Origin of the sequence: Salinispora oceanensis, from assembly GCF_000383575.1 — a bacterium.
GTDB classification, from domain to species: Bacteria; Actinomycetota; Actinomycetes; order Mycobacteriales; family Micromonosporaceae; genus Micromonospora; species Micromonospora oceanensis.
Window position 1 is genome coordinate 4,015,863 of the sequence record NZ_KB911579.1, and the last position, 11,240, is coordinate 4,027,102.

The 11,240-nt window shown below is 71.0% G+C and carries 10 protein-coding genes; 9 read left to right on the forward strand and 1 reads right to left on the reverse strand.

Annotated elements, in window-relative coordinates; genetic code table 11:
* Window positions 1-25: 25 nt before the first annotated feature.
* On the forward strand, window positions 26-2,041 hold the full coding sequence (gene thrS, locus SALPAC4_RS0118630; protein ID WP_027644355.1) for a threonine--tRNA ligase: 2,016 nt from the start codon (window positions 26-28) through the stop codon (window positions 2,039-2,041).
* 161 nt (window positions 2,042-2,202) lie between these two features.
* Window positions 2,203-2,715, forward strand: a complete 513-nt coding sequence (locus SALPAC4_RS0118635; protein ID WP_018220238.1) for an HIT family protein — start codon at window positions 2,203-2,205, stop codon at window positions 2,713-2,715.
* A gap of 73 nt (window positions 2,716-2,788) precedes the next feature.
* Here the strand turns inward: SALPAC4_RS0118635 and SALPAC4_RS0118640 are convergent, their stop codons facing one another.
* Window positions 2,789-4,942, reverse strand: a complete 2,154-nt coding sequence (locus SALPAC4_RS0118640; RefSeq protein WP_019871614.1) for an elongation factor G-like protein EF-G2 — start codon at window positions 4,940-4,942, stop codon at window positions 2,789-2,791.
* Between the two features lie 251 nt (window positions 4,943-5,193).
* Here SALPAC4_RS0118640 and pgsA point away from each other — a divergent pair, with 251 nt between their 5' ends.
* From pgsA to SALPAC4_RS0118675, 7 genes are all read left to right on the forward strand, one after another.
* Window positions 5,194-5,829 (forward strand): phosphatidylinositol phosphate synthase, encoded by a 636-nt coding sequence (gene pgsA / locus SALPAC4_RS0118645; RefSeq protein ID WP_018735597.1) that lies wholly within the window; start codon window positions 5,194-5,196, stop codon window positions 5,827-5,829.
* Between the two features lie 22 nt (window positions 5,830-5,851).
* Complete coding sequence (locus SALPAC4_RS0118650; RefSeq protein WP_019871615.1) at window positions 5,852-6,784, forward strand: phosphatidylinositol mannoside acyltransferase; 933 nt, start codon at window positions 5,852-5,854, stop codon at window positions 6,782-6,784.
* A gap of 16 nt (window positions 6,785-6,800) precedes the next feature.
* Window positions 6,801-7,961: a glycosyltransferase family 4 protein gene (locus SALPAC4_RS0118655; protein ID WP_019871616.1), complete on the forward strand. Its 1,161-nt coding sequence runs from the start codon at window positions 6,801-6,803 to the stop codon at window positions 7,959-7,961.
* 63 nt (window positions 7,962-8,024) lie between these two features.
* Window positions 8,025-8,519: a hypothetical protein gene (locus tag SALPAC4_RS0118660; protein ID WP_019871617.1), complete on the forward strand. Its 495-nt coding sequence runs from the start codon at window positions 8,025-8,027 to the stop codon at window positions 8,517-8,519.
* Between the two features lie 125 nt (window positions 8,520-8,644).
* Window positions 8,645-9,565 carry a pyridoxal 5'-phosphate synthase lyase subunit PdxS gene (gene pdxS, locus SALPAC4_RS0118665; RefSeq protein WP_027644356.1) on the forward strand — a complete coding sequence of 307 codons (921 nt, stop codon included), beginning with the start codon at window positions 8,645-8,647 and terminating at the stop codon, window positions 9,563-9,565.
* 73 nt (window positions 9,566-9,638) lie between these two features.
* Entirely contained in the window at window positions 9,639-10,244 is a 606-nt protein-coding gene (pdxT, locus tag SALPAC4_RS0118670) for a pyridoxal 5'-phosphate synthase glutaminase subunit PdxT (protein ID WP_019871619.1), read from the forward strand.
* A gap of 240 nt (window positions 10,245-10,484) precedes the next feature.
* Window positions 10,485-11,234 carry a YebC/PmpR family DNA-binding transcriptional regulator gene (locus SALPAC4_RS0118675; protein WP_018725613.1) on the forward strand — a complete coding sequence of 250 codons (750 nt, stop codon included), beginning with the start codon at window positions 10,485-10,487 and terminating at the stop codon, window positions 11,232-11,234.
* Window positions 11,235-11,240 lie beyond the last annotated feature (6 nt).

The following is an 11,240-nucleotide window of genomic DNA, read 5'->3' on the forward strand; positions in this document are numbered from 1 at the left end:
GTACCGTCTGCCCTGAGGAGTCACCGTGTCCGCACCCCGTATCCCCGTTGTGGCCGACCCCGTCGTCGTGGCCGCCGGGACGACGGCGGCCGACGCGGTCGCGGCGGCCGGACTGCCGATGGCCGGTCGCAGTGCGGTCGTGGTGGTGCGGGACCCGCAGGGCCAGCTTCGCGACCTGGACTGGGTTCCGGAGCAGGAGACCGTGGTCGAGCCGGTGGGCATCGACACCCCGGACGGGCTGGCCGTGCTGCGGCACTCCACGGCCCACGTGCTCGCCCAGGCCGTGCAGGACCTCTTTCCCGAGGCGAAGCTGGGCATCGGGCCGCCGATCGAGAATGGCTTCTACTACGACTTCGCGGTTGACCAGCCGTTCCAGCCCGCGGACCTGACGAAGCTGGAAAAGCGGATGCAGGAGATCATCAAGTCCGGTCAGCGGTTCCGCCGCCGCCGCTTCCGGGACCGGGACGAGGCCCGCGGCGAGCTCGCGGCCGAGCCGTTCAAGCTGGAGCTGATCGAGCTCAAGGGCGACGGGCTGGACTCCTCCCAGGTGATGGAGGTCGGCGGCGGGGAACTGACCAGCTACGACAACCTCGCCGCCGACTCGGACAAGGTCTGCTGGTCGGACCTGTGCCGCGGCCCGCACCTGCCGAACACCCGACTGATCGGGGCGTTCAAGCTGATGCGGTCAGCCGCCGCCTACTGGCGTGGCTCGGAGAAGAACCCACAGCTCCAGCGGGTGTACGGCACCGCGTGGCCGACCCGGGACGAGCTGAAGGCGTACCTGCGGTTGTTGGAGGAGGCCGCCCGGCGGGACCACCGCAAGCTCGGCGCCGACCTCGACCTGTTCAGCTTCCCCGACGAGATCGGCTCCGGCCTGCCGGTGTTCCACCCCAAGGGCGGCGTGCTCAAGCGGACGATGGAGGACTACGTCCGGTCCCGGCACGTCGAGGAGGGCTTCGACTACGTCGGTACCCCGCACATTTCGAAGGAAGGCCTCTTCCACACCTCGGGCCACCTGCCGTACTACGCCGACGGGATGTTCCCGCCCATGCAATTCGAAGGGGCGGACTACTACCTCAAGGCGATGAACTGCCCGATGCACAACCTGATCTACCGGTCGCGCGGGCGCTCCTACCGGGAACTGCCGATGCGGCTCTTCGAGTTCGGCTCGGTCTACCGGTACGAGAAGTCCGGCGTCATCCACGGCCTGACCCGGGTGCGCGGCTTCACCCAGGATGACTCGCACTCCTACTGCACCAAGGAGCAGGCGCCCGCGGAGATCAAGCACCTGCTGGCCTTCGTGCTCGGCCTGCTGCAGGACTTCGGCATCACCGAGTATTACCTCGAGCTGTCCACCCGCGACGAGACCAAACCGGACAAGTTCGTCGGCTCCGCCGAGGACTGGGCGACGGCGACGGCGGTGCTGGAGCAGTGCGCCCGGGACACCGGGCTCGAGCTGGTGCCGGACCCGGGGGGTGCGGCCTTCTACGGCCCGAAGATCTCGGTTCAGGCCAAGGACGCCATCGGCCGTACCTGGCAGATGTCGACGATCCAGTACGACTTCAACCAGCCGGCCGGCTTCGGGCTGGAGTACCAGGCAGCCGACGGCAGCCGGCAGCAGCCGATCATGATTCACTGCGCGAAGTTCGGCTCGATCGAGCGCTTCATCGGCGTCCTCACCGAGCACTACGCCGGAGCCTTCCCGGCCTGGCTGGCGCCGGTGCAGGTGGTCGGCATCCCGATCCGCACCGAGCACACCGAGTACCTCGACGGCTTCGTCGCCGCGCTGCGGGCGGCCGGCGTGCGGGCCCAGGTCGACGCCGGTGACGACCGGATGCAGAAGAAGATCCGCACCGCCCAGCAGCAGAAGATTCCGTTCATGGTGATCGCTGGCGACGACGACGTGGCGGCCGGCACCGTGTCGTTCCGCTACCGGGACGGCTCCCAGCGCAACGGGGTGCCGGCGGCGGAGGCGGTCAACCACGTCCTCGATGTGGTCAACTCCCGCGCCAACCAGGGGCCTTCCGCCGCCGAGGGATGACGGGCGCCCGGGCCGGCGGCACGACCGCCCGGAAGACCCCGACGTGGGGTACCCGGCCCGTCCGTCGGGCTGGTCGGGTACGCCGAGCTTCGGCGCACCCGGTGCGGGGCCGTAGGATCGCTGCTGTGACTGGGGCGGAGGAACACACCAACAGCGATGCTATGGCCGACGGCCTGGACCGGCTCTGGACGCCCCACCGGATGACCTACATCTCCGGCGGGGACCGGCCCGAGGGCGGATACGAGCGGCCCACCGGCTGCCCCTTCTGTCTCGCCCCGCGGCGGTCGGAGCCGGAGAACCTGGTCGTGGCGCGGGGTGAGCACGTGTTCGTGGTGCTCAACCTGTACCCGTACAACCCGGGGCACCTGCTGGTCTGCCCCTACCGGCACGTTGCCGACTACACCGACCTCGACGACCGGGAGACGGCGGAGCTGGCCGCCGTCACCCAGACCGCGATGCGGGTCATTCGTAAGGTCAGCAGTGCCCACGGCTTCAACCTCGGGATGAACCAGGGCGGGGTCGCCGGTGCCGGTATCGCCGCGCACCTGCACCAGCACGTGGTGCCCCGCTGGGGCGGTGACGCCAACTTCATGCCGGTGATCGGCCGGACCAAGGTCCTGCCGCAGCTGCTCGGCGACACCCGGGCGCTGTTGGCCAGCGCCTGGCCCTCCTGACCCCTGCAATCCCGCGGCGCCGGCCACCCCTCATCGGCGGGCCGAAGGCGATGACCGCCGTCGCGGTACGCGGTCAGCCGCGCTCCGCGCGGACCCGGTCGGCCTGGTGGCTGGGCATGGTTTCGTAGCGGGCGAACTCGCGGCGGAAGGTGCCCGTACCGGCGGTCATCGAGCGCAGCTCCACGGCGTAGCGGAGGAGTTCGGTCGCGGCCACCTCGGCGCGGATCAGCGTTCGCCCCTCGGCGGTGGTGTCGGGCTCGGTGCCGAGCACCCGGCCGTGGCGGCCGGAGAGGTCGCCCAACACCGCGCCGACCGACGCGTCGGGTACCCGGATGACCACCTCGTCAACCGGTTCCAGCAACGTCGGCTGGCCCTTGTCGGCCGCGTCCCTGAGCGCCAGCGCACCGGCGGTCTGGAACGCCGCGTCGGAGGAGTCGACGCTGTGCGCCTTGCCGTCCACGAGCGTCACCCGCAGGTCCACCAGGGGGGCGCCGGCGGCCAGTCCGCGCTCCAGCTGGGCCCGGACCCCCTTCTCCACCGACGGGATGTAGTTGTGCGGTACGGCTCCGCCCACCACCCGGCTGACGAACTCGAAGCCAGCGCCCCGGGGGAGCGGTTCCACCTCGATGTCGCAGACCGCGTACTGGCCGTGCCCGCCGGACTGCTTGACGTGCCGGCCGTGCCCCTTGGCCGGCACGGCGAACGTCTCCCGCAGCGCGACCCGCACCGGTGTCGTGTCCAGCTCCACCCCACCGCTGCGCAACCGGTCCAACACCACGTCGGCGTGCGCCTCCCCCATGCACCAGAGCACGAGCTGACGGGTCTCGCTGTCGCGGTGGAGCCGCAGGGTGGGGTCACCGGCCACCAGCCGGGCGAGGTTACGGGCGAGCGCGTCCTCGTCGGCCCGGGTACGTGCCACGATCGCCACCGGCAGCAGCGGCTCCGGCATCTCCCAGGGCGCGACCAGCAGCGGGTCGTCCTTGGCCGAGATGGTGTCGCCGGTCTCCGCGCTGCCCGACTTGGTGAGCGCGCAGAGGTCACCGGCGACACCGGCGCGCACCTCGCGTAGCGCCGCGCCGAGCGGTGAGTAGAGGTGGCCGACCCGTTCGTCGGCGTCGTGGTCGGGGTGGCCACGGTCGGCCAGACCGTGCCCGGAGACATGCACGACCTGTTCGGGGCGGAGCGTGCCGGAGAAGACCCGGACCAGGGATACCCGCCCCACATGCCGGTCGATGGTGGTCTTGACCACCTCGGCGACCAGTGGCCCGGCCGGGTCGCAGGTCAGCGGGGGCCGGGGCGTGCCATCCACCCCGGTCACCGCCGGGAGGTCGTGCTCCGGTGGTGCGGGGAAGCCCGCGGTGAGCACCTCCAGGAGGGCGTCGAGCCCGACCCCGGTCTGCGCGCAGACCGGCACCACGGGATAGAAGTGCCCGCGCGCGACCGCCTTCTCCAGATCCTCGATGAGGATGTCGGTGCCGATCTCGGCACCTTCGAGGTACCGGTCCATGAGGGTCTCGTCCTCGCTCTCGGCGATGATTCCCTCGATCAGTTCGTTGCGGGACTCGACGATCGCCGGCAGGTGTTCCGGGTCCGGATCCCGCACCTCGGCGGGCAGCCCGGTGGTGTAGTCCAGAACCCGGCGGGTGATCAGCCCGAGCAGGCCGGCGGTGGAGACGCCGTCGTCGCCGAGCATCGGCAGGTAGAGCGGGAGCACGTTGTCGCCGAACACCCGCTGGCAGAGGGCGACCGCCTCGTCGAAGTCCGCGCGCGGGTGGTCCAGCCGGGAGACGGCCACCGCCCGGGGCATGTTCACGGCCGCGCACTCCTCCCACAGCGCGGCGGTGGTGGCATCCATCCCGTCCACGGCGGAGACGACGAAGAGCGCGGCGTCGGCGGCCCGTAGCCCGGCGCGCAGCTCGCCGACGAAGTCGGCGTAGCCGGGGGTGTCCAGCAGATTGACCTTGATCCCGTCGTGTACGAGCGGCGCGCAGGCCAGGGCCACCGACCGTTGTTGGCGGACAGCAGCCGGATCGTGGTCGCAGGTGGTGGTGCCGTCGGTGACGTTCCCGGCGCGGCCGATCGTGCCGGTGGCCGCGAGTAGCGCCTCGACCAAGGTCGTCTTGCCGGCGCCGGAGTGCCCGACGAGCACTACGTTGCGGATGTCTCCGGGGTGGGTCACCGCCGGTACCGCGCCGGTGACCCCCCTGTCCTGACTCTTCTGCGCCATTGGCGCACCTCCCTCAGCCGGGTGTGGTGGTGGCGACCGCCGCGCGCGAGAGAAAGCGGCCTGGGGCGGGTGCGCGGCGATATCCTCCGGGGTGCTGCTGCCAAGCGGGAACGGGATAGGCGGGTCGGTGAGCTGCCTCACCTTTCTGGGTCGATCAGACACCCCGATGCCGGTACGGCACAAGTTCCCTCGGGCGGGTCGCCCGACCGTCCGAGGCGCTGGGGGCACCGGACCGTTATCGTGGGACCGCCATGGCGAAGATCTTCCAAGTGACGGCCCGTGCGGGCATGACCCGCGTCGTCGAACCGGTCGCGCGCCGCCTGCTCCGTGCGGGCGTGACCCCCAATACCGTTACCGTGACGGGCACCCTCGGGGTGCTCGTCGGAGCACTCGGCTTCGGAGCCCGCGGGCATCTCGTCGCCGGCGCGTTGATCGTCACCGTCTTTGCCCTCACCGATCTGCTGGACGGGACGATGGCCCGGATGAGCGGTGGCTCCACCCGGTTCGGGGCGTTCCTTGACTCGAGCATGGACCGGGTCGCCGACAGCGCGGTCTTCGGCGCGGTGGCCTACTACCTCTCGACCGAGGGCAACGACTCGGGGGTAGTCGCCGCACTGCTCTGTCTGGCCGCCGGTGGACTCGTCTCGTACGTGAAGGCGCGGGCCGAAGGGCTGGGCCTGACCTGCAACGTGGGCATCGCCGAACGTACGGAGCGGCTGTTGATCGTCGGTGTCGGGGGCCTGCTGGCCGGGCTGGGCCTGAAGGTCGCCCTGCCGGTCGCGCTCTGGCTGCTCGCCGCGGTCTCGATCTTCACGGTGGGGCAGCGGATGGCCCACGTGTACCGGCAGGCCCAGCAGCTCCCCACCGCCTCGGGCGGACAGCGGTGAGGGCGGTCGAGGGGCGGCAGCGGTGAACCTCACCGAGCTGGCCTACCTCGCGGGGTGGCGTGCGGTACGCGCACTGCCCCGGTCGGTGGCGGCCACCGTCTTCCGGGCGGGCGCCGACCACACCCACCGCCGCGGCGGTGCGGGCGCGGCCCGGCTCCGCGCCAACCTGCGCCGGGTGGTGGGTCCGGAGGTCTCCGAGGCCGAGCTGGACGGGCTGGTCCGAGCCGGGCTGCGCTCCTACGCCCGGTACTGGATGGAGGCGTTCCGACTGCCGACGCTGAGCCGGGCTCAGCTGCTCGCCGGATTCCGGCTCGACGGCCAGGAGCTGCTCGCCGCGGATGTGGCCGCCGGCCGGGGCGCGATCGTGGCGTTGCCACACTCCGGCAACTACGACATGGCGGGTGCCTGGGTCGCGGCGATGGGCTGGCCGATCGCTACCGTCGCCGAGCGGCTCAAGTCCGAGGGCATCTACCAGCGCTTCCTCGCGTTCCGGCAGGCGCTGGGGATGGAGATCCTGCCCAACCGTGGTGGCGAACGGCCCGCCTTCGACGTGCTGGTCGACCGGGTGAACGCCGGCTATGTGGTGCCGCTGCTCGCCGACCGGGATCTCTCGGCCCGGGGCGTGCCGGTCGACTTCTTCGGTTCCCCGACCCGGATGCCGCCCGGCCCGGCCCTGTTGGCGCTCCGCACCGGTGCGCCGCTCTACGTCGCCTCCTTGTGGTACGAGCCGGAGGTCGCGTGTGCCAGGATCGAGAGGCCACTGGAGCTGCCCGACCCCGAGCAGGGCCCGCTCGACGTACGGGTGCGGATACTGGCCCAGCGGGTCGCCGACGGTCTGGCGGCGGGCGTGGCCCGACATCCGCAAGACTGGCACATGTTGCAACGGATGTGGCTGGACCAACGCGCCACACCGAACGGCGCGGCGCGGCCCTCGCCGCCCACCGGACAGGTCTGAGGGGAGGGGCGCCACCGTGCGGATCGGCATCGTGTGCCCGTACTCCCTGGATGTGCCCGGCGGCGTGCAGAACCACGTGATGGACCTCGCCGAGGCGCTGATCGGGCTCGGGCACGAGGTGAGCGTCCTGGCCCCCGCCGACGAGGAGTCGGAGCTACCGCCGTACGTGGTGCCGGCCGGTCGGGCGGTTCCGCTGCCGTACAACGGCTCGGTGGCCCGGATCGCCTTCGGCCCGGTCTCCACCGCGCGGGTCCGCCGTTGGATCAACCGGTGCGACTTCGACGTGCTGCACGTGCACGAGCCGCTGACGCTGAGCCTGTCGATGCTCGCCGTGCTCTGCGCGCGGGGGCCGGTGGTGGCGACCTTCCACACGGCGATGACGCGTTCCCGGGTGCTCGCCGCCGCCCAGGGGGTGCTCCAGATCGTGCTGGAGCGCATCACCGCCCGGATCGCGGTCAGCGCCCTGGCCCGCAAGGTGCAGGTTGAGCACATGGACGGCGGAGCGGTGGAGATCCCGAACGGGGTGGCCGTCGCGAAGTTCGCCGATGCCGAGCCGCTGCCGGGCTGGCCCGGGTCGTGCACTACCGGCCACGGCGGCACGATCGGCTTTCTCGGCCGGTTCACCGAAGCCCGCAAGGGCTTCCCGGTGCTGCGGGACGCGTTCGTGTCGCTGGCCGGGGAGCGTCCGGGGCTGCGCCTACTGGTCGCCGGCCCTGGTGATCCGGCCGACCTGTACGACCAGTTCCCGGCCGAGCTGCGGGACCGGGTCACCTTTCTCGGGCTGGTCTCCGAGGCGGACAAGGCGCGCATGTTGCGCAGTGTCCACCTCTACGTGGCGCCGAACACGGGTGGGGAGTCGTTCGGCATGATCCTCACCGAGGCGCTCGCGGCGGGGACCGCGGTCGTGGCGAGCGATCTCGACGCGTTTCGCCGGGTGCTGGACCGGGGCCGGGCCGGCCGGCTGTTCCGTACCGGCGACCCGGCGGCGCTGCACGCGGCGTTGGCCGACCTCCTGGACGACGCGGACGCGCGGACCGAACTGACCGCGTACGCGGATCAGGTCGTGGCGACGTTTGACTGGCCCACGGTTGCCCGCCGGATTCTCGAGGTGTACGCAGCCGCGATTGAGGCCGCTGACGGCCGGGTGATCGACCAGGAGTGGGTGGGGCTGGGCTGACCGGTGGGACGGCGGTAGCGGGGAGGCCGGCGGAGGGAACGGAGCAGCACTACGATGCCGGGCATGTGGTGGTTGGTGGGTGCGGTGCTGGTCGGCGCGCTGCTGGCGACGTACCTCGTCTGGACCGCCGGCCGGGTCGAGCGGTTGCAGGACCGGGCGGAGCTCGCGGCCCGGGCGCTCGACGCTCACCTGCTGCGCCGGGCGGCGACCGCCGCGGTGCTCGCCGAACGTCGTTACGGCGTCGAGCTGTACGCGGCGGCCCGCGTCGCCCTGGACGTTCGGCCGGACGAGCGGGAGGCCGCCGAGAACGATCTCACCCGGCAGCTGCGGGCGTTGCAGCTCGATCCCGACGATCCGGACACCGAGGCCGTCATCGCCGCCAGTCGGCGGCTGGCCCTGGCCCGTCAGGTGCACACGGATCTGGTCCGGGACGCCCGCGCGGCCCGGAGCCGGCCGCTGGTGCGGCTGTTACGGATGGGGCGGCGGCGCCCGTGGCCGCGCTACTTCGACATTGACGAACCAACGCTGGCTACCTCCGAGGACATAGTCGAAGACTGACCGGGTACGTGATGGCGGACACAGGGCAGGCCACCAGGGGTCTGATTGGCTGTCGGGCTGCCGGGGTGGCTCCTCGTAGCATTCGCACCAGCCACTCGCGTGCACGTCCCTAGGAGCGATGAACCGTGCCCGATACCCAGACTTCGAATACTTCCGCCAACGCCCCGGTCACCGGTACCCCGCACGTGAAGCGGGGAATGGCCGAGATGCTCAAGGGCGGTGTGATCATGGACGTGGTCACCGCGGAGCAGGCCAAGATCGCCGAGGATGCCGGTGCGGTCGCGGTGATGGCCCTGGAGCGGGTCCCCTCGGACATCCGGGCCCAGGGCGGGGTCTCCCGGATGAGCGATCCGGACATGATCGACAGCATCATGGACGTGGTTTCGATCCCGGTCATGGCCAAGGCCCGGATCGGTCACTTCGTGGAGGCGCAGATCCTCCAGTCGCTCGGTGTCGACTACGTTGACGAGTCGGAGGTGCTGACTCCGGCCGACTATGCGCACCACATTGACAAGTGGGCCTTCACGGTGCCGTTCGTCTGTGGCGCGACCAATCTGGGCGAGGCGCTGCGGCGGATCACCGAAGGCGCGGCCATGATCCGGTCGAAGGGCGAGGCCGGCACCGGCGACGTCTCCAACGCCACCACCCACATGCGGGGGATCCGCACCGAGATCCGCCGGCTCCAGTCCCTGCCCACCGATGAGCTCTACGTGGCTGCCAAGGAGCTTCAGGCCCCGTACGAACTGGTCAAGGAGATCGCCGAGACGGGCAAGCTACCGGTGGTGCTCTTCACCGCCGGTGGTATCGCCACCCCGGCCGACGCCGCCATGATGATGCAGCTCGGCGCCGAGGGGGTCTTCGTCGGCTCCGGCATCTTCAAGTCCGACAACCCGGCCCAGCGGGCCGCCGCCATCGTCAAGGCCACCACCTTCCATGACGACCCGGAGACGCTGGCCAAGGTCTCCCGTGGGCTCGGCGAGGCCATGGTCGGCATCAACGCCGGCACCCTTTCGCAGTCGGACCGCCTGGCCGAGCGCGGCTGGTGAGGGGAGTGCGGCCCCGGTCAACGCCGGCGGTCCGGCAGCCGGGGCTACTCGCCACCCTCCGGAAGGAGCGAACATGACGGCACCCGTCATCGGGGTGCTCGCTCTGCAGGGTGATGTCCGGGAGCACACGGCAGCCCTGGCGGCGGCGGGTGCGCACGCCCGCCCGATCCGCCGCCCCACGGAGCTGGAGACGGTTGACGGGCTGATCATCCCGGGGGGCGAGTCCACCACGATCAGTAAGCTGACCGACCTCTTCGAGCTGCGGGAGCCGATCGACAAGCGGATCGCCGACGGCATGCCCGTCTACGGCTCCTGCGCCGGCATGATCATGTTGGCGAGTGAGGTCCTTGACGGCCGTGCCGACCAGCGCGGCTTCGCCGGCATCGAGATGACCGTTCGACGCAACGCGTTCGGGCGGCAGGTCGCCTCGTTCGAGGCGCCGGTGAACCTGGACGGCATCGACGGCGGCCCGCTCCACGCGCTGTTCATCCGGGCACCCTGGGTCGAGCACGTGGGCCGGGGCGTCGAGGTGCTCGGCACGGTGACCGAGGGCCCGGCGGCGGGTCGGATCGTCGCGGTCCGTCAGGAAAACCTGCTGGCGACCGCGTTCCATCCCGAGCTGACCGGCGACCGACGTCTGCACGCGTACTTCGCGGACCTGGTCCGCGCCGCGATCTGAGCGGCCACCGGGTCGGGTCGGGCGAGCCCCGCCGGGTCGTGCCACCCACGGCGCGACCCGGCGGTGCCGTGCGGCGCTGACGCATGCCTGCGGGCCACCGGTAGGATTGCCGGGATTCGGCAGGGCCAGCTCTCCGCCGCGGCTTCCACCAGAGCCGGCCGGCACCCTCCGCGTACGTCGGCGGGAGCGGGCGAGTGCGGTGCGGTCGATGCAGACGGCGGGTAGCAACGGAGGTAGCGGATGTCCGGCCACTCAAAGTGGGCGACGACCAAGCACAAGAAGGCGGTCATCGACGCCAAGCGCGGCAAGATGTTCGCCAAGCTGATCAAGAACGTCGAGGTCGCGGCGCGTACCGGCGGTGGTGATCCGGCTGGTAACCCGACGCTCTACGACGCGATCCAGAAGGCCAAGAAGAGCTCGGTCCCGAACGACAACATCGACCGTGCGGTCAAGCGGGGCTCCGGCCTCGAGTCCGGTGGCGCCGACTACCAGACGGTCATGTACGAGGGCTATGGGCCTAGTGGCGTCGCGCTGCTGATCGAGTGTCTGACCGACAACCGGAACCGCGCCGCCACCGAGGTGCGGACCGCCCTGACCCGTAACGGCGGCTCGTTCGCCGATGCCGGCTCGGTGTCGTACCTGTTCAACCGCAAGGGCGTGGTGATCGTGGCCAAGGCCGGCACCACCGAGGACGACGTGATGCTGGCCGTCCTGGACGCGGGCGCCGAAGAGGTCAACGACCTGGGTGAGGCGTTCGAGGTGCTCTCCGAGCCGGGTGACCTGGTCGCGGTGCGTACCGCGTTGCAGGACGCCGGCATCGAGTACGAGTCGGCGGAATCTTCGCTCGTCCCGAGCATGAGCGTCCCGGTGGACGAGGAGGGCGCTCGGAAGGTTCTCAAGCTGATTGATGTGCTGGAGGACTGCGACGACGTGCAGAACGTCTTCGCGAACTTCGACGCCTCCGACGAACTGCTCGCGCGACTCGGCTGACCGCCG

What these genes read in the sequence shown, in the direction of transcription:
- SALPAC4_RS0118635 (WP_018220238.1), top strand. Translation starts at nt 2,203, where the DNA reads ATGGCCGACGGCCTGGACCGGCTCTGGACGCCCCACCGGATGACCTAC.
- SALPAC4_RS0118640 (WP_019871614.1), bottom strand. Translation starts at nt 4,942, where the DNA reads ATGGCGCAGAAGAGTCAGGACAGGGGGGTCACCGGCGCGGTACCGGCG.
- pgsA (WP_018735597.1), top strand. Translation starts at nt 5,194, where the DNA reads ATGGCGAAGATCTTCCAAGTGACGGCCCGTGCGGGCATGACCCGCGTC.
- SALPAC4_RS0118660 (WP_019871617.1), top strand. Translation starts at nt 8,025, where the DNA reads ATGTGGTGGTTGGTGGGTGCGGTGCTGGTCGGCGCGCTGCTGGCGACG.
- pdxT (WP_019871619.1), top strand. Translation starts at nt 9,639, where the DNA reads ATGACGGCACCCGTCATCGGGGTGCTCGCTCTGCAGGGTGATGTCCGG.
- SALPAC4_RS0118675 (WP_018725613.1), top strand. Translation starts at nt 10,485, where the DNA reads ATGTCCGGCCACTCAAAGTGGGCGACGACCAAGCACAAGAAGGCGGTC.